Annotated in this window: 9 protein-coding genes; all 9 read left to right on the top strand. The window is 56.3% G+C overall.

Features of this window, described 5'->3' with window-relative positions; all coding sequences use genetic code 11:
- Positions 1 to 138 precede the first annotated feature (138 nt).
- Positions 139 to 738 (top strand): hypothetical protein, encoded by a 600-nt coding sequence (locus tag ACP8KU_RS00945; protein ID WP_232218841.1) that lies wholly within the window; start codon positions 139 to 141, stop codon positions 736 to 738.
- Between the two features lie 42 nt (positions 739 to 780).
- Positions 781 to 1926 (top strand): Gfo/Idh/MocA family oxidoreductase, encoded by a 1146-nt coding sequence (locus ACP8KU_RS00940; protein WP_014303371.1) that lies wholly within the window; start codon positions 781 to 783, stop codon positions 1924 to 1926.
- On the top strand, positions 1908 to 7442 hold the full coding sequence (locus ACP8KU_RS00935) for a non-ribosomal peptide synthetase (RefSeq protein WP_070419941.1): 5535 nt from the start codon (positions 1908 to 1910) through the stop codon (positions 7440 to 7442). Before ACP8KU_RS00940 ends, ACP8KU_RS00935 begins: the two co-directional genes overlap by 19 nt.
- On the top strand, positions 7435 to 8043 hold the full coding sequence (locus ACP8KU_RS00930; protein WP_014303369.1) for a VOC family protein: 609 nt from the start codon (positions 7435 to 7437) through the stop codon (positions 8041 to 8043). The genes ACP8KU_RS00935 and ACP8KU_RS00930 overlap by 8 nt, the downstream gene beginning before the upstream one ends.
- Positions 8040 to 9671 carry an AMP-binding protein gene (locus ACP8KU_RS00925; protein ID WP_284643944.1) on the top strand — a complete coding sequence of 544 codons (1632 nt, stop codon included), beginning with the start codon at positions 8040 to 8042 and terminating at the stop codon, positions 9669 to 9671. The genes ACP8KU_RS00930 and ACP8KU_RS00925 overlap by 4 nt, the downstream gene beginning before the upstream one ends.
- A gap of 12 nt (positions 9672 to 9683) precedes the next feature.
- A complete protein-coding gene (locus ACP8KU_RS00920; protein ID WP_070684482.1) occupies positions 9684 to 17255 on the top strand; it encodes a non-ribosomal peptide synthetase in 7572 nt (2523 codons plus the stop codon).
- Positions 17256 to 17346: 91 nt separating this feature from the next.
- A complete protein-coding gene (locus tag ACP8KU_RS00915; protein WP_014307391.1) occupies positions 17347 to 17973 on the top strand; it encodes an MptD family putative ECF transporter S component in 627 nt (208 codons plus the stop codon).
- Entirely contained in the window at positions 17973 to 18719 is a 747-nt protein-coding gene (locus ACP8KU_RS00910; protein WP_014303365.1) for an energy-coupling factor transporter transmembrane component T, read from the top strand. Before ACP8KU_RS00915 ends, ACP8KU_RS00910 begins: the two co-directional genes overlap by 1 nt.
- Before the next feature lie 14 nt (positions 18720 to 18733).
- Entirely contained in the window at positions 18734 to 20194 is a 1461-nt protein-coding gene (locus ACP8KU_RS00905; RefSeq protein ID WP_227917020.1) for an ABC transporter ATP-binding protein, read from the top strand.

Below are 20194 nucleotides of genomic sequence, written 5' to 3'. Positions count from 1 at the left end.
TTACTACGCCACCTGGCGGGCCTAATCGACGACTGTCAATCGGTAACTCTCTGCACTGGTGGACGCGACCGGGGCGGGCTGTCGGGTCTGGTCGATGTGGTGCTAAGTACCCACAACTCCTACGGACATCCTGGGAAGATGATTGTCGACGGCGACCTCGTGGCTTACCAACCTGGGAGCATCCACGCTGAAGATCTGGAACCTTTCCCAAGCGATGACGGACTCATAGCAAGCCCGTTCGTCACCAACGAGCTACGCAAGGTGGCCCAAGATTTCTCTATTCCGCGCCTCATAGGGGTCACGGCCATACCGGACCGGGACACCCAGCAGTTACTTTTACGTGCGCTCTCACAAACCGACATATCAGACCCAACCACGCTCATGAATTTGTGCGCAGACATAGCTGCAGCGAAGACCAAACTCGATGCCGGAAAGAACCACTGGTTTGCCATCCAAGCCACTGTCCACGGCACCCTACGGGGCCGCCCTGTTCGCGTCTCAGGCAGTGTCCACGCACCGGACTCCACCTTCATCACCGCTCTTTTTGTTGCGGAAGCGACAAAAAGCGTTATCCGCGACGAACTACTAACCGGGCCGAAATGGGGCTATGAGCTGCCGGCCCCTCAAACTGTCCTCTCGTCACTGGCCTCTTACAACGTCGACATTAAAATCGTCGGCCCTACAGCAACTACCGACGCACCTCAATGGAGTGATGACGACGATGCAGGCTTCATTTAAAAACCCCGGTATTTCGGCTCAGAACCTAGAAAGGCCCGTCGCATGAACACTGTACGCGTCGTCGTATGCGGCACAACATTTGGCCGTATATACATCAACGGGATAAAAAAGCTTGCGGATAAATTTTCGCTGGTAGCAATCCTATCTCAGGGCAGCGAACAGTCGCGCCGGCTGGCAGAGCAGCTAGGCGTACCTCTGTGTACCAAGATCGAAGATCTCCCCGCTTTTGATCTTGCCTGTGTGGTGGTCAGATCTAGCGTCGTTGGCGGTTCCGGCACGCAGCTCGCCCTAGAGTTTTTAAGCCGTGGCAAGCATGTAGTGATGGAGCACCCGATCCACAAGAAAGACTCTGTAGATTGCTACCGGATGGCAGCGAAAAATAACGTGCAGTTCAAGCTCAACACCTTCTACCGCTGGAATCCAACCATATCCCGGTACTTGGAAATCGCAACAACACTAACCAGGCAGTTCAAAATCATCCACATAGACGCCGAATGTAGCATTCACTTTCTATTCTCAACGCTCGATATCATCGGAAGGATTACCGGCGGTTTTACCCCATGGAGCTTTGATGACGACACCCAAGTTACCGGAATATTCACTACGCTCACCGGTTCGATACGCAAAACCCCGCTCTGCTTGCGCGTGGTTAATCACAACGACCCAGAAAAGCCAGACGATTTCGCTCACGTGGGGCATCGAATAACTGTTTTCACGCACGCCGGAAATCTGGTGCTCACCGAGACTGACGGAACCATCATCTGGCACCCAAACACCCCAATCCCACGAGATCAAGCTGGCTTGCTAAGCACTGCTGCCGATGATCGTTTGAGCACTCTACAGTTGCATGAGAATCTCCTTATCGAGCCGTGCGTTACCCGTGTCGCCCTCTACGACCATACCTGGCCTGCAGGCATTGCGGAGTTTCTGAACGAAGTATATGACAAGTTGGCGTGCTCCAAGAACGAAGCGCAAGAAGCCGAATACCTCCTGGCATTGTGCGCAGTCTGGGCGCGCACCGGACAATTACTGGGTCCCACATGTACCGTCCAAGCAGCTATGCATGCCGAACCACTCAGTCTCGAGAGTCTGATGTGGCCGCTGGGGGAGTCTCATACCTCCCCCATTGAGCGAAACAACCCCAACCACCGGAACACAGGAGAGATAACATGGATGTCACAGCGCTGATTAACGACCTTGAATCCCGCGGTATAGCGCTATGGGTGAACGGCGATCGACTCAACTACCGTTCACCCAAGGGTTCCTTGCGCGAGGAAGACCTCGCGGCCTTAAGGTCAAATAAGGAAAAGGTTTTGGCATGGTTGCGTGAGCGGGAGGCCGTTCCGCATGATGAGCAAGCACGGTTCGCCCCCTTCCCCATGACCGATATTCAGCGCGCATACGCAACCGGTCAGAACGAAGGCTATGATCTGGGTGGCACCGGGTGCCACAGCTACGCCGAAATACGAACGGAACGCCTTGATCGCAGCCGCCTTGAACAGGCCTGGCACGAACTCATCCAGCGCCATGACATGCTCTCTGCAGTGGTCGTTCCACCGGATTCGCTGCAGGTGGTTAAATCTCGCAGTTTGCCGGTGCTACAAGCTGTAGACCTCGCGGGCCACAACCCAGATGTCCCGGACGCCGAGTATCTTCGTCACCGCGCAAAATTGGAAAACCGTAGCTACCCGTTGGGCACCTGGCCACTGCACGAATTCCAGCTTTTGCAATTTGACGAATGCAGCATCCTACAGTTTTCGGTGGACATGATCATCGCCGACTTTGTAAGCGTGAGGGTGATGGTCGAGGAACTTCTAACTCTCTACGCAGGTAACGTTCTACCGGAACTAGAGGACACCACGTTTCGGGATATAATCACCTCCCGTAACCACCACAGCCAGAGTGCCGCTGGCTTCGCTGCACGCACCAATGCAAAAAAGTACTGGTCCGAGATCATCCCCTCGTTGTCCGGCAAACCCTTACTGCCGACGCTGACCTCAGCCGATCGCACATCCGAAATGCCGGTGCGTTTCACCCGGCGTACCTGGCGATGCTCGCCAGCAGCATGGTCAAAGCTCACCGACGCAGCAAGCACTCACGGCGTCACTCCTTCGGCGACGCTACTTACCGCCTACGCCGATGTACTGCGCCGTTGGTCCTCCACAAGTGACTTTTGCGTCAATGTCACTTCGATGAACCGAGATTCTGCCATTGCCGGAATCAACCGTATTATCGGAGACTTTACCGAGATGACCCTACATGCTTGCCATCCGCACACTGGAACCTTTAGTGAGCGCGTGCACGCAACCCAGGAGCAGCTATCCGAAGAGCTATCACACGCTGCGTATTCCGGGGTTGACGTGTTGCGCGATATAGCCCGCACTACCGGGCAGCCCGCGGTAATCCCGGTAGTATTCACCAGCGCGTTGGGTGCAGACACACCGCACAACAATGGTCCGGCCTACAACCTTGTCTCCGGCGTAAGCCGAACGCCGCAGGTATGGATTGACTGTCAGGCATTCCAGGACGGAGGCTCTTGCAACGTCAACTGGGACGTGCGAGAGGACGTCTTTGAACCGGCGTTGATCGACGACATGTGGGAGTCATTTACCGACCTACTCGATCGCCTGGTCGACGACGGTTCGGCGTGGCAGGAAACTGATTCAGTCCACTTGCCCGATAAGACGATCGCCATCCGTAACCGCATTCACAAAACCCACGTACAGCAGACCACCCGATGCCTCCACGACGGGTTTTGGGATAACGTCCAGCAGCACCCACACCAGCCAGCGCTGGTGTGTGGCGGAAAAACCTACAGCTACCAACATCTGGCTGGCTACGTCGGGGCATTACAGCATGAGCTCTCTGATGTCGGTCCCGGAGATTACATTGCCATCGTCCTAGGTAACGGAGTATGGCAAATAGCTGCCGCTGTTGCCGTGGTATCAACTGGTGCAGCCTACGTGCCGATCGATCACGAGCAACCCGCAATCCGCCAACGTTCAATGATAGAAGCGTGTCGTCCTGCCAACGTCATCACTAATTCTCATTTCTCCGAAGAAAATACCGATATCTCCAACATCAACGTCGATACTCTCAGCCCGATACAGTACAGTGGCACCATAGCCTCACCGGTTTCCCCCACCGAAACCGCCTACATCATCTTCACCTCAGGCAGCACCGGAATTCCAAAAGGTGTTGTCGTTACGCACTCGGCTGCAATGAACACCATAGATAGCGTGAACAATCTCCTCGGCCGAAATAAAAGACGCACGGTATTGGGGGTATCGAAGTTATCCTTTGACTTATCCGTGTATGACATCTTCGGTACCTTCGCAAGCGGTGGCACTTTGGTCCTGCCGTTAGACGAGGAATCGCGAAACCCCAGCAAATGGATCGATTTCCTTGTTGATAACAACGTCGATACCTGGAACTCTGTTCCTGCACTGTTCCAAATGCTTGTGCGAGAGGTAGAGGTGACCCGTCACCCGAACATCCTCAGCCTAGACCTGGTTATGCTGTCCGGAGACAGGATCCCGGGCACTCTCCCAGCGCATGCTGCACCCCACTTCCCTAATGCTGAACTCATCAGCCTCGGCGGCGCCACGGAGGGCGGAATATGGTCGATTTTCCACCCGATGACCTGTCACACAAATGAAACTAGCATACCATATGGTACCGCGTTACCCAACCAAGGAATGTGGGTGCTCGACGAGGCCTGCAATGAGTGTCCGGACTGGGTGCGAGGGCAAATCCATATTTCCGGGGAAAGCCTAGCCACCGGTTACCTCAACGATCCAACCTCCACAGCAGAGAAATTTTTCTTTTCCGAAAAGCATGGCACACGTATGTACGCTACCGGGGATATAGGAAGCTACCGCCCAGACGGCGTAATCGAGTTTCACGGCCGTCGGGACAATCAACTAAAAATCAACGGCTATCGAGTGGAAACCGGCGAGATAGAAGGAGTCCTCGAATCCAACGACTTCGTCGAACGCGCTATAGTACTCACCCAGGAAACCAGTGACCCAATTAAACTACATGCTTTCGTCACTGATGCACAGAGCGACAAAGATGAGCTCAAGGATGCTGGGCAAATCAGAAACTCGGAGCTCCGTACAATGCTTGAGCAGCGCTGGACACCTGCAGATACGAGCCTTGACACGGGAATATTTGCCACATGGATGCGGCTGGGAAACGAAGCCGCGATGGCTGCTTTGCTCGCGGCTTTCCAACAAGCCGGTGTTTTCCTCGTTGCAGGAAAATACCACACTCTTACGGAAATCACCGCGGCGATCCATCCCTCCGAAGAGTATCGCGAACTCATAACCCGTTGGCTCAATATTCTGACTGGAGAAGGCTTAGCCACTAAGGATGATGAGGGTTGGACTGTCAGCCAACAGACCCTGGACTTCTTCGTGTTCGGAGAGGCCTGGGATCAGTTCGGCAACATGGAAGCGGAAATCAATAACAGTAAGGAATTATTCAATTACCAACGGCACGCAGCTGAGGCGCTTCTTTCCCAGTTGCGCGGAGAGATCAGTCCCACCGAGGTGTTCTTCCCGGAGGGAGATACCCATAACGCCCGCACCATTTACGGCGAAAACCGCATTAGCAAGGCGATGAATGCTGCGGCCGCAGAGGCAGTGATCGGCATTGCCGAGCACCACGCTGATCATCCGGTAAGGATCCTCGAGGTCGGCGCTGGCATAGGTGCTACGACGGAAAAAATTGTTAGCCGACTCCCCGAGAACGTAATCGAATACCGCTTCACCGATATTTCGACATTCTTCCTACATAAAGCCCAAAAAATGTTCGCGCATTGTGGTGCCATGACCTATGGCCTGTTTGATATGAACTCAGACTGCACATCGCAAGATGTAGAGTTCGGCGGTTACGACATCATTTTGTGCGCCAACGTACTGCATAATTCAGTAAATATCGAGGAGTCATTCACCCGCTTAAAGCAGCTGCGCCGCCCCGGGGGCGTGATCGTCATAGTAGAGCCGATCACTGAACTTTACGCAGCCCTTATCTCGGTGTCCATCAAGATGAATCTGGTTGATTTCACGGACCACCGTGCGGAATCACACAAGGTGTTCATCGAGGACGCGCAGTGGGATCAGGTCTTCAGGGATACCCAGATGCACCGCATCGCGGAGTACCCAAACACTAGTGACCCGTTGCGCGAATGCGGGCAACGACTCATCATCGTTGGTGCCGATGACGACGATGTCCCCACGCTCAACAGTGAAGACATTCTGGGCTACCTGCGTGCTCACCTACCGGGTTACATGGTTCCGGCTTCCGTCAATGTACTACCGGAATTGCCGTTAACCTCAAATGGCAAGGTAGACCGCAAGGCCCTAGCGCAACTCTGCTTAGAACCGGTGGGAAGCCCCAACAACCGGATCGATCCTCCACGCAACGAAACGGAAGAGCAGATAGCGACTATCTGGCGCGATGTCCTCGACACCACGGAGGTTGGGCGCAATGATGACTTCTATGCGCTTGGGGGTGACTCACTGCTCATGGCCGAAACGGTAACCCGGCTCCGCCAAGAAATACCTGGCCTACAGCAGCACACGTGGGACGCCCTTATGCGTGGCGTACTCAAGGTGCCAACCATCGCAGGCATTTCCGCGCTAGCACAGGCTGCAGGAAGTAGCTGTCAACCCGAAGCATTAAAAGCCGTTAATTCTGCTAATCATACCTCCCCTGAACTGACTGCTCTGTCTACTGTAGCCAGTGGCTCTCCAACTGGGTCTTCAAATCTGCATGTATACCGATTGCCGAAGGACGCAACGTTCTGCCGCGTGATGATCCACGCTGGCACTGGCCGCCTGAAGGACTACGAGTTCTTGATGCCCGAACTGCTTCAACGCCAGCCAGAGATTGCCCACGTTGGTTTTACCGCTGGTGACGCAGATCGATTCCTGGACTACACAACCCGTACGCTGATCAGGGATCTGGCCCAGAGCTACGCCCAGGAACTTGATGAGTTGGATATGGAATCTTATCAGTTGGTCGGCTACTGCATTGGCGGTATGTTAGCGCTGGAGACCGCGAAGGCGCTCACCGAACTCGGCCGCGACGTGCGCCAGGTAACTTGCATCAGCACCCACCAGTGCCCGCACCGGGTCACTAATGAACTGCTGTGTGAGCTCGCCTATGGGTGCATTTTCAACGCTGACCTAAGTGCAATGGGGGCGAACTTCGACCTCAAAACCCTCGCAGCAGCCCTGGAGCACACCCTTGATGGCATCAACCGCAATATCAGTGACGAAGAACTGTGTACCCTTGAAGGCCCATACGCAGATATCGGGGAATTCTTCCAAAAGATGGCGGTGTTGAGTCCCAGGGCGCGCCGCAAACTCATCTACCGAAGCATCCGTGAATTCGACACAGACTCCGAGTCCACTCGCGGGATGCTGGACATCCTATACGATGTCTTCCGGCATTCGTTACTCGGAACCATCGACTACGTCCCCGATGTCTATTTCGGTGATGTAGTCGTACTGCAGCCTACCGAAGGTGTAACTGGTTTTTACCCGAGCCTAGGCGGAGACATCGATTGGCCAGCGACCGTGCTCGGCAACCTGCAGATACATGCCGTGGCCGGTTCTCATGCCACCTGCCTGCTACAGGAGAACGTACCCTCACTACTTCCGTTCTTCACGGAGAGGGAACAACGAAATGGCTAATGTGGGACACATTATCTATAAAGCAGACGACCTAGAGAACTCAATTAATTACTTCCGTTCGCGCGGCTTTGACGTTGAACCAGGACAACAGAAAAACGCTGCAAGCGCGCTTATTTATTTCTGCGAGGGTCCCTACCTGGAGATACGAGAGCGAGCCGACGTACCACCGTTTTTCCGCCAACTTTTACACCTTACTGGCAATGGAAAATTCGTCGACTCCTATGACAGATTCGCCACCATGTCACAGGGGTACTCACGGGTGGTACTGGAGGCGCAGCGCAAGGAATTTGACCACATAAAGGAGATTTTTGATTCTCATCAAACCAAGAGCCTGACAATCCCGTTCTCCCGCAAGGATCCCGCTGGCAGACGGCTCGCCTGCTGGTGTCTGTCACCCGACGACTGGGCGATCCCGCTTTTCGTGACCCCCTTTGCCATTGATACCCATCGCAGCACCCCGCATCCTAACGGGATTACCCACATAACCGACATCGATTTTGCGGCCAGTGAGAAGACATTAAGCATTTGTAAGCACGTTGGTGTCGACGGCGGCCTCACCTGCCGTTCCGGCACAGGCACGATTGATTTGGAGTTTGCATGAGAGGGCGCGATATCGACCGCAACAGTGTGTTGAAGCATTACGAAGGCACCGGCCACCTGGCCCGAAAAAGCCTGTGCCAGGAACTGTTCGAATCATCCGAGATTTATTCGGACCATGTAGCTGTCATCGCTGACGACGCACACCTGACCTACGCACAACTCGAGCAATCACTTTGTGTGTTCACCGAGGAGCTACGAGAAAGCGGCCTCTCGCCAGGAGACCACGTGCTACTGCAACTGCCAAACACCGCAGCGTATGTGGTGACTCTGCTTGCGCTGATGCGCGTGGGTGCTATCCCAACCCTGCTGCTTCCCGCGCATAGAGAGGCCGAAGTTGCAGCGTTGTGTGAGTCTTTACACCCAGTTGCTTATATCGGTGGCCGCGACCATCTCGGTTTTGACACCGTAGCCATGGTAGAGGCTATGGGACCCGGCGAGCTCGGACTCAAAGAACTGTGGGCCGATAACGGACCCACGCACGACAAGGAGTCCTCGTACCGAGTTCTGCCAGGTCTCTTCACTGCCCCGATTTCTACCAAATGTTCTCCGCCTACTAAGTGGCCGGATCCACGCAGCGTTGCGCTGAATCTTTTGTCTGGCGGAACCACGAACATGCCAAAAATAATTCCCCGGGTACATGAGGCGTATGCATATAACACCCGTGCGGCGGCACAGTGCTGCGGCGTCGGGCCAGATACGGTATACTTGGCGGTTCTATCTACCTCTCATGATTTCGCCTTAGCTCAGCCCGGGATTCTGGGCACCTTGCTTTCGGGCGGCACTGTGGTTCTGTGCACCAGCGCAGCCTTCGATGAGGCGTTTCCGGCCATTGCGACCCACGGGGTCACGCTGACTGCACTAGTTCCTGCGGTAGCCCAGGTGTGGGTGGAGGCCGCAGAGTGGTTTCCCGCAGATTTCTCTTCCTTGGAGCGAATTATCATTGGCGCAGCGGCGCTTAACGACGGCTTAGGTGAGGCAATACAGGATCGTTTCGGTGTGCGTATCCACCAGGGTTATGGCATGGGTGAAGGCATCACTACGTTCACGCGTATTGATGACCCTCCAGCGGTGATTCTTGGCACGCAAGGTCGTCCCATCTCTGATGCTGACGAGTTGGTAATCGATGGCCCGGGAGGCGAGCCGGGAGAGATACTAGAAAAGGGCCCTTATACTTTCTTCGGCTACGAAGGAAACCGCGATACCCCGGACTGTTTCACCGAGGATGGTTTCTTCCGCACCGGTGACCGTGGCTACCTTACCGAGGACGGCAACCTGGTGCTGTGCGGGCGCGTGGTTGAACAGATCAATCGCCTGGGCGAAAACGTCTCCCCTTCTGAGGTCGAGACACTCTTGTCTGGAACTCCAGGCATTAGTGCTGCAGCCGTCTTCCCAATGCCAGATAGAGCACTGGGAGAGCGCACCGTTGCAGCCATCGTCGCCCAACCAGGCGTTAACCGCTCCGCCATTCTGGATGATTTCCTCACCCGAGGCGTATCCCGATACAAGGTGCCGGACCAGGTGATCACTGTCGACGAAATTCCACTGATCAACATAGGCAAGGTCGACAAGAAAAAGCTGCGTGCTCTCGCGGCAGCGCAATTTACTGACCGTGAATCCGAACAAAGCTGAGAGGACAAGACCATGATCAAAGAGGAACAAATTCGCGAAGAACTCCTCGCCTCGCTCCACCAGATCCTCGGCGAAGATGCCGAAATCGGCATCGACGACAACCTGCTCTCCCACGGCCTGGAGTCACTTCCAACAGTCCGTCTGCTCGCTGATTGGATGAAACAGGGACACCGCGTCTCCTTTGGAGATTTCATGCGCGCCCCAACGGTAAGGCAGTGGGCGAAGATGCTTGTAGAATCCACACCAAACCACAGCACTGACGCCATTGAGTCCCCCAAAGATGGGTTTGCCGCTCCCATCGACGATTCCGTACCCTTTGACCTCACAGATGTCCAATACGCCTATTGGATTGGCCGCAATTCCTCGCAGCAACTGGGCGGGGTGGGCACCCACGGCTACGTAGAGGTCGAATCCCGCAGTATCAATATCGACCGATTGCAACAAAGCTGGCTGACGCTGCTACGTTCCCACCCGATGTTGCGCGCCTGCTACACCGAAGATGGCAAGCAATATGTGCTGCCAGAGCCGCCCCACCCCACCATCCTCGTTCATGACCTCACCAAGATGGACGAGTCCACGCGCGAAGAAGCTCTGCTATCCACGCGCGAACGCCTTTCGCACCGACTGTTGGACATAGCTACCGGCCATGTGGTATCTTTAGAAGTCAGCCTCCTCCCTCAGGATGTAGCAGTTATTCACTTCGATATCGACCTGCTTGTGTGCGATGTGCAGAGTTTCCAAATTATCTTGCACGACCTCGCCCACCATTACGCCACCGGTGAAGCCCCCGACGCCGACCCGTCGTGGAGTTTCGCTCGCTACCTCGCTGGACACGCTCGCGAAGGCGTCGCCGATATCGACCGTGACCAGGCATACTGGCGCAATCGCCTCTCCGAGTTGCCGGGTGCCCCAACCTTGCCGATGAGCCACGGCACCAACGAGGAACAAGCACACCGGTTTGTACGCCGCAGTCGATCATTCGATTCGGCAACTTGGTCGCGCTTGCGTGAGGTGTGTGAACACCACGCTACTACCCCAGCAATGGTGTTGCTGACCGCCTACGCCCGCACCATCGGCCAATGGAGCGAGAATAAAAAATTCCTCATGGCCGTACCTCTGTTCAACCGCGGTTCAGACACAGCGATAAAGAATGTCGTCGCAGACTTTACCGCCCTGACACTCACCAGTATCGATCAGTCCACACGCCGCACTTTCAGCGAGGACCTCAAGGATATACAGGCCTCTTTCTATGAGGATTCGTCACATTCACAGTATTCGGCGGTGCGGGTGCTGCGAGACCTACGTGCTTCCAGAGGTGAGCAAGTTTTGGCTCCCGTGGTGTTCTCCTGCAACCTGGGAGACCCACTGGTTGGCCAAGAGTTTATAGATACCTTCGGAGAGATTAGCTACATGATCTCCCAGACCCCCCAGGTGTGGATTGACCTCCAAGTCTTCACCACCGTCAACGGCTTCCTAATCGTCTGCGACGCAGTTGAACAGTTGTTCCCCGAGAAGATGCTGGACGATCTCTTCGCCACCCTAGTGATGGAGATTGACAAGGCAATCACCGACGATCTCTCGCATTCAGACCCGGTAGAGAGCCCAGGAGCGCAGGCCCGTCGAGCGTCACGTGCCGAAGTTGCCTCTTGGCGGCTGCCTGACACCACCCTTGTCGATGAGGTGATTGCCGCTGCACGGTGCCACCCCCAGGCCACGGCCATTCGCAGTGCAAGCGGCGACGTTATTACCTACCAAGATTTGGAAGAGCAAGCCACCACCATCGCCTCTGCTTTGGTGAATTCCGGGGTTGGGCGAGGCGCTTTGATTGCAGTGATGGTGGAGCGTGGTCCTCGCCAGATTATTGGTGCGCTAGCCGCGATGATGGCGGGCGGAGCATATGTACCGGTGAGTCTACAGCAACCGGAATCTCGTATTGCCGCTCTCTTGGGGGCAAGCCAAGTAACGCATCTGATTACTGACCGACCCGATAAGGTTCTGAGCGAAACTGCAGTTCAGGTAGTAGATTTCACGAGCGCTACCGGCACAGCCAATCTTCCGCAGCTGCATCCACAAGACCCAGCCTATGTAATCTACACCTCTGGGACCACTGGAACACCAAAAGGAGTCGAGATTTGCCACGGTGCTGCATGGAACACCATTAGCGAGATCAACCGTCGCCTGGGCGTTGGTCCGACAGACCGCCTACTAAGCGTATCTTCCTTTGATTTCGATCTCTCGGTGTACGACGCCTTCGGGCTCCTTTCTGCTGGCGGCGAACTGGTAACCATCCCAGATGATGCGCGCCGCGACGCCAAGAAGTGGGTATCGCTGGTGGATAGTTTAGGCATAACTATCTGGAATTCGGTGCCTACTTTGTTTGAGATGCTTTTATCTGCGGCTGATCGGACACCGGGCAAGCTCAGCAGCATACGCCATGTTCTGCTATCTGGCGACTGGATTGATACCAGCCTGCCTGAGCGCATGCGCACGGTTACCCCGCAGGCACACCTATTAGCTATGGGCGGTGCGACGGAGGCATCTATCTGGTCCAATGGTCTCGACCTCGATGTAGTGTCACCCGAGTGGACCTCAATTCCCTATGGTCGGCCGCTTGCCAAACAGATGTACCGGGTGGTGTCCAGCAATGGCCAGGACTGTCCCGATTATTCTGTGGGGGAGCTGTGGATTGGCGGCCTGGGCGTAGCTACACAATATGTCGGCGACCCCGGACTCACCGAAACTAAGTTCGTAATCTCGGAGGACTCACGTTGGTACCGCACAGGCGATATGGGCCGGTTCTGGGCCGATGGGACGATCGAGTTTTTAGGCCGCTCGGATAACCAAGTCAAAGTTCGTGGCCACCGCATCGAACTCGGCGAGATCGAGTCCGCGTGTGAAGCGTTGCTGCCAATAGAGCGTGCCGTGTGTATCACGCACCAAGGTGCATCATCGTCACCATCTTTGGTTACGTTTGCTCAGTTCACACCGTCACATGTTGCCCGAACTACTCCGGAGCAGTTTGCGACGTCATTGCGCGCCAAAGTCAACGACGTGCTGACCGAGGGCGACATCCGCACGTCCGTCGAGCACGATGAGCATTTACAGACCGCATATGCCTTCTCAGTGATGCGACGCTGGGAGGAGCAACTCACCGGCGTGGGGACCCCAAACCACCTCCGCGAACACCGTAATCGCTGGCAGACATGGCTAGGCAAAGCAGATGAACACCCGGCTACCGCAGACTTGCTTCTAGACGACGAGTCGTTCGGCGCGTTAGAGCGTTTTGTCACCCCCTTCGAGCAAGCCTTCGTAATGGCGGAGAAGCAGCGCAGTATCGCTGAGTTCATCCAAAGCCCAGATTCGATGTCGGTGGAGCAATTCCTCGCAACCCGTCCGTTGGGTCGGTTGGTTCACCGGGTCCTCGGCGCGGTTGTGCGTGAATGCAGTACCCACTCAACCAGCGAGCTCAAGATTCTTGAGATCGGGTCACGCCGACCCGAGGCCTCTGCGGACTACGCGGCTATCGCGGGGACGAGCGCATACGTGCTCGCTGATCCCTATCGTCATCACCTCGAACATGCCGGACAACGTGTTGGTAACACCTTCACGTACCGCCAGCTCGGAGTCACTAGCACGCCCCAACCGACTCCTGGGGAGGCAGTGACGAAGGCGGACTTGGTGCTGTGCAACCAGACGCTGCACCAGAGCGAGGACATCGAGAAAACGCTCTGTGAGGCCTGGGGCCTCAGCGCCCCTGGAGCAACGATGGTGGTGGTAGAGCCCACTGCCCCCTCCCCGATGTCCGATATCACCGCCGCATTTATTGCCAACAATACCACGGACGCTCGGGCCGAAACCGGTACAGTACTACTCAGCGCCCGCAGCTGGAAAGAAATCCTGCAGCGCACTGGGTGGAAACCTGTAGAGCATGTAGAGATCACTAAAACGACGGCGCTTATCATCGCCGAACGCGCTAGTTCCAACGAATCGGTCACACTATGCGATTCTGACTATGCCAAGGCTACAAACCTACTGGCCACCCGCCTTCCGGAGTACATGCTACCGAAACGCATCCTGGAGCTAGCGAAGTTTCCACTCACCAGCAACGGCAAGATTGACCGCAAAGCGCTCACAGCATTAGTGCCGGAATACTTCGACAACGAGCCCGCTGTCACCGAACTTCCGCACACCGCCACCGAGAAACGGCTCATCGATATCTGGGATGAGCTGCTGCACACCAGCTCCAACGTGAACTCAGACTACTTTCGCTTGGGTGGTGATTCTCTCACAGCAACACGCCTGCGCCGTACCATCGAACAGTGTTTTGGCGTGGAATTTCCGTTAGAGAATATCTTTGACGTTCCGTTGCTGCGCGACATGGCCGCCCGAATTGACCAGATAGCCGAAGTCCCCCACCAGCAATCGGATCTTCCCAAGATTGTTCACGGGTCTGAACAGTACGCTCCGTTCCCGCTGACTGAGGTGCAGCAGTCCTATCTCATCGGCAGCTCTGGAGCCATCGAACTCGGCGACGTTTCCAGCCACTGTTACTTTGAAATGTCCACTGCCTGCCTAGACCCGGAGCGAGTGGAAGACGCGTTCAATGCCCTGATTAAACGCCATCCCATGCTGCGCACCGTCGTGTGTGAGGACGGATTGAGTCAGCGTGTGTTGCCCGAAGTACCACGCTACCGCATTGCCCTCATTCGCTCCGGCAACGCCGACAATGAGGATACTCTCGATGAAATCCGAGAGGAAATGTCCCGCCAGAAGTTTGATCCCACTCAGTGGCCATGCTTTGACGTGCGCTACGTAGCCGAGCCCGACGCGGGTCGACTGCTTTTAAGTTTCGATAACTTGTTTATCGACGGCTGGAGCATGTTCCACATTTTCCGTGAGTGGAAGCAGGCCTACGACCACGGCGTAGACAGTCTCGATCCGGCAATCCCCTATTCATTTAAAGACTATGTCGAAGCCACGATTGAACTGTCACACAGCGACATCCATAAGCGTGACCAAGCCTATTGGGAATCGGCAGTGGATACTATTTATCCTGCACCGCAGTTGCCGGTGACCGACACAAACGGCGCTAATACCTCGCAGTTTTGCCGCCACCACGCCCTGGTGGACGCTGCGAAGTGGCGCCGGATTAAGCAACGGGTACGTGAGGAGGGGATGACCGAAGCCGTATTCCTAGCCGAGGTATACGCCGAAGTCCTAGCGAGGTACAGCGATGAGCCGCGACTTAGCATCAACCTGACCCGGTTCGACCGCACTCGGTTCGCCCCCGAGGTTGACCACATAGTTGGCGACTTCACCAGCCTATCTATTCTCAGCGTGGATACCCAGTGTGCACCATCGTTCCGGGACCGCGCTGCAGCGCTACACAGGCGCATGTTCAGCAATCTCGATCACGGCAGTGTCTCCGGCGTGTCGGTGCAGCGAATGCTTACTAAGCAACGCGGTGCTCGGGTAACCATGCCGGTGGTCTTCACGTGTGGCCTGGGCGTCGTGGAGCACCCCGAGTCAGATCAGAGTCCTTACCTGGGCGTAATCGATCATGGCCTATCGCAGACGCCACAGGTATGGATGGACCTCCAGGTCTATGAACACGATGGTGGCCTGATGCTGAATATGGACGCGGTCGAGGCGATCTTCCCCGACGACATGGTGGCGGAGCTTTTCACCAGCCTTACAGCCACTCTCTCGCACCTCGCAGAGTCCCCTGAACTCTGGAACGCGCCCACCAGTACCATAGCTCCGACGACCAACGCGCCCACCGCAGATCGAATCAACGACACAGACCGGGAACTCCCCGGAGCGGATAAGAGCCTACTGGGGCTGTATCAGAAGGGACTTGCCGAGCATGGTGACAACCTCGCGGTGATAGACGCCACCACGCAATGGACATACGAGCAACTCAATGAGCAGTCGGATAAGTGGGCCCAGCTTATTGCTGCAACTGACCCGGCGCCTGGTGATCTCGTTGGCATCATGATGGAAAAGTCCGCACAACAGATCGCAGCGGTACTAGGCGCAATGAAGGCCGGATGCGCCTACTTGCCGCTGAGCGTGGACCAACCGGTGGGGCGTAACACTTCCATCATCAACGATGCGGGTGCATCCATTGTTGCGATGGACCATCCGGACGATGATTTCGCTGCGTTAGCCGAGCACTGCACAGTCATCACTCTGGCCGATGTCGCCCGGCATCGGCCAGGTGACCAGGCCTTAAGCGAATCGAGTCCGACACCCAGCTCGCTTGCGTACGTCATCTACACGTCTGGTACGACGGGCACTCCCAAAGGAGTAGCCATCACCCACGAGTCGGCGGTCAATACGATTGTCGATGTCAACGAACGCCTCGGGGTGACTCCGACCGACCGGATATTGGGGATTTCAGAGCTAAACTTCGATCTATCGGTATACGACATCTTCGGGATGTTCGCGCGGGGTGCTACCTTGGTGTTGCCATCTCCAGCAGACAAACGTGATCCGCAGTGCTGGGCAGATGCCGTAACTACGCACTCGGTGACGCTGTGGAACTCTGTGCCAGCACTTTTTTCGATGTACGTGGAACACCTCCGCGAACGGAGCCTCATTGGTTCCTCCGTACGGTCGGCACTACTCAGCGGAGATTGGATACCTGTAAATATCGCTTACCAGGTCAGCACCCTCTTCCGGGACTGCACAGTTTTCGCTGCTGGGGGTGCTACCGAGGCATCGATATGGTCAAACTGGTACGAGGTAGGCGTCGATGATGCCTCGCGTACCAGCATTCCCTATGGAACGCCGCTGGCAAATCAGCGAATGTACATCCTCGATGAGGCCCTGAACCCCCGACCCACGCATGTGCCGGGAGACCTTTACATTGCCGGACGTGGCCTGGCCATGGGGTACTGGAAGGACCCAGAGAAGACCGCAGCATCATTCATCACCCACCCCCGCACCGGCGAACGAATGTACCGCACGGGCGACAAGGCCCTCTACAATCACCTTGGTCACATCATCTTCCTGGGGCGCGAGGACGGTCAGGTTAAGGTCAACGGCTACCGCATCGAACTCGGTGAGATCGAGTCAACAGCACGAAAATTCAACGAACTCCGCGATTGCGTCGCTGTCAACGACCATGGCATTGTTCTCTACGTTGTTACGCATGAGGGCTTTAACATGGCAGCACTCAATAACCACCTCGCCGAGTCTCTCCCTGCCTATATGCGTCCACGCGTGATATCACGCATTGATGGGCTACCACGGTCTTGGAACGGCAAGATTGATCGCAAGAGTTTAGAAGGAAAAACCTTTGAACAACCACAAACAAGGGAACGCTCTCGTAATCACCGAGATTCGGGTATCATTACCATCTTGCAAGAACTCCTCGGGCCCAAGGAGATCAGCATCGACGATGACTTCTTCACCATCGGTGCCGACTCGCTCACGGCCGTGCGGCTTACTAACTCGATTCGTCGAGAAATGTCAGTAGAGATCTCCATACGTGACGTATTCAACCATCCAACGGTCCGAGAATTGTCCGACCTGATCGCCGACATCGTCGGCAGCGACGTAGAAGAAGGCGAAATTTAGAGTTCATGCCACACCTGTTTCACTCACCTGACAAGCCACTTGCCCCCAACCCAGTGCTACGCACAAGCAGCCTAATCTGAAAGGAAACATCATGCCCAGTACTCCCCACACCACCCCGAAAGATGCAAAAGCAGGACGGCTGAACATCACCGACCTGATGAACATCGGCATCTTCTTCGTCATCAACTTGGTAGCCGGCGTGGTCATCGCCTTCATCGGCATCACCCCCATCACCTACGTGATGATCACCAGCGTTCAGGCCCTCATCCTGGGCATCCCGATGATGCTGTTCTTGGCCAAGGTGCACAAGCCCGGCATGGTCTTCATATTCCTTCTTCTCAGCGGCCTCGCCAGCCTGCTGCTTGGTTTAGGCATATGGCCACTGCTGCTCAGCTTGGTCATGGCCGTGTTTGCCGAGTTAATTTTGCGCGCCGGCAAGTATACGAGCGCAATACACAGTGTGATCGCCTATGCCTTTATAGCAGTGTCACCCACCGCATCATATATTCCGCTTTTCTTCACCACTCGGCGCTACATAGAGAGCAGCGGCATGCAGACCAAATATGGTGCTAGTTTCGCGGATGGCCTCACCTCTATTGGCCAGATGACTTGGCTATTCCTCATCATTGTGATAGTAACCTTCGTCTGCGGGATCCTCGGCGGGATCCTCGGCCGGCGCATCTTCACCAAGCACTTCCAGCGAGCAGGAATCGCCTGATGTCGCCCACTTTGCCCGGATCAGGCACGCACACAGCGGGACTCCATCTGGACCCACGCACCACGGTGCTGGTCATCCTCGTGGTGTCCTCGGTGCTCATCTCACCGGCCGGGTCCAGTGGGGCGCTGGGCAGCACCGCCCGGTGGATGCTCATTGCCGTTCCCGGGGCACTTTTCCTCGCCTCCGGCATGGTGGCCGCTGCACTGCGATACGCACTCACCTTCGCGGTGCTCGCCGGCTTTCCTGCGGTGGTGGTACAGGCCCTGCCCGAGCGCCACATCATCGTGGACGTGTGCGCTACGTGGTTCGCAGGGCTTTCGCTCATCCTCCCTGGTATCACGTGCTGCTGGTACCTACTACGCACCGTCTCGGCCAGCGAATTCATGGCCGCGATGCAGCGCATGCGGAGCCCCGACGCCCTGACCATCCCCACGTCCATCATGTTCCGGTTCTTCCCGACGATTCTCGAGGAATACCGCGATATCCGCACCGCCATGCAGATGCGTGGCATCTCGGGCCTGCGCAACCCGATCGCTATGCTCGAATACCGCTTTGTGCCACTGTTGGCGTCCGTTGTGAGCATCGGCAACGAGCTGGCTATGTCTGCAGTGACCCGCGGATTGGGCTCGCCTCGCCGACGAACCACGCTGTGCGAGATAGGCTTCCGCGTAGGCGACGCAATAGTCATAAGCGTGCTCGTCGTGTCCCTGATCCTACTACTGGTAAATATAGTGATGCTGCCGTGATAAAGCTGCACGATGTGTCACTATCCTATGGTCAAAACACAGCGGAGCCGGTGCTGCACCACGTAAATCTCACCGTGGCGAAGGGCGAACTAGTTCTAGTGTGTGGCGAATCAGGCTGCGGTAAGTCCAGCCTGCTACGCCTGATAAACGGCGTGGCGCACACGTTCTGCGACGCCCAGATTTCGGGGGAGGTGCTGCTGGACGACGAAGACATCACTCATGCCCACCCACACGACATCGCCGAACGCGTAGGCTCAGTGTTCCAAAACCCCAAGTCGCAATTTTTCACGCTGGAAGTAGCCAGCGAACTCGCCTTTGGCTGCGAAAACCTCGGCGTGGCGCCCAACGAGATTCGACAGCGTATTGGGGAACTTTCCGCAGATTTCGGCATGGTTCATCTCCTCGACCGGCACCTGTTCACACTTTCCGGCGGCCAGAAACAAAAAATAGCATGCGCTTCAGTGGCCGCGATGCACCCACAGGTACTACTACTAGACGAACCATCATCAAATCTCGACCTCGCCGCCGTCGATGAGCTGCGCCGCATCGTCGCGCAGTGGAAGACACAGGGCCGCACCGTCCTGATCGCTGAGCATCGGCTTTCCTACCTAGTTGACATCGTGGACCGAGTGCTGGTTATGCAGGACGGGCAGATCGCTCATGATCTCAGCGGCTCGGAGTTTCGCACCCTAGACAAGGCCGAACTGTACCGCATGGGCTTGCGCTCAGCGCAGCAGGTCCCCGAGGTGACCCGCGAGCCACGCCCTTCAAGTGGCACGATGGTGCTCAAAAAGCTACAGTTCACCTACCCCAAGGCTACAGAGCCATCCCTGAGCATCAGCCACACGGAGTTGCCGCAAGGACAAGTCATCGGCGTGGTAGGACGCAACGGGGCCGGAAAATCTACCTTTGTGCGCGTTCTGACTGGCCTGGAATCTAAGGCCACCGGCGTGGTGGACATCAATAACCGCTCGCTCTCGGGTCCCCGGCAGCGCCTGCGCCAGTCCTATTTAGTAATGCAGGACGTAAACCACCAGCTTTTCGGGGAGAGCGTGGAGTCCGACGTAATCATCGGCACCAGTGGACCGGATGGGAAAAACGAAGCGCGCCTTACCGAGGTGCTTGGTGCACTTGATCTCGCGGACAAGCGGGCCCGGCACCCGATGTCGCTTTCGGGCGGCGAACGCCAGCGCGTGGCCATCGCCTCAGCAGTCCTAAGTGAGCGCGAGGTAATCGTCTTCGATGAACCCACCAGCGGGCTGGACCTGTGCCGCATGCACCGGGTGGCCCACCTGCTAGACGCCCTAGCCCGGCAGGGCAAGACCGTTTTGGTAGTAACCCATGACATGGAGCTGGTGGCGCGGTGCTGCGATCTTCTCCTGCGCGTGGAAAAAGGCCGCCTTACCGCCTGCGAACCGTGCGATGATCTCGCACTGGCGCGCACGGTGCGGTATCTACGCGGCCGCGACAGCTAG

The sequence above is a fragment of the Corynebacterium sp. LaCa_282 genome (assembly GCF_057198125.1).
Note: the sequence above shows the minus strand (reverse complement) of the source record. Positions and strands in the feature narration are given on the sequence as shown.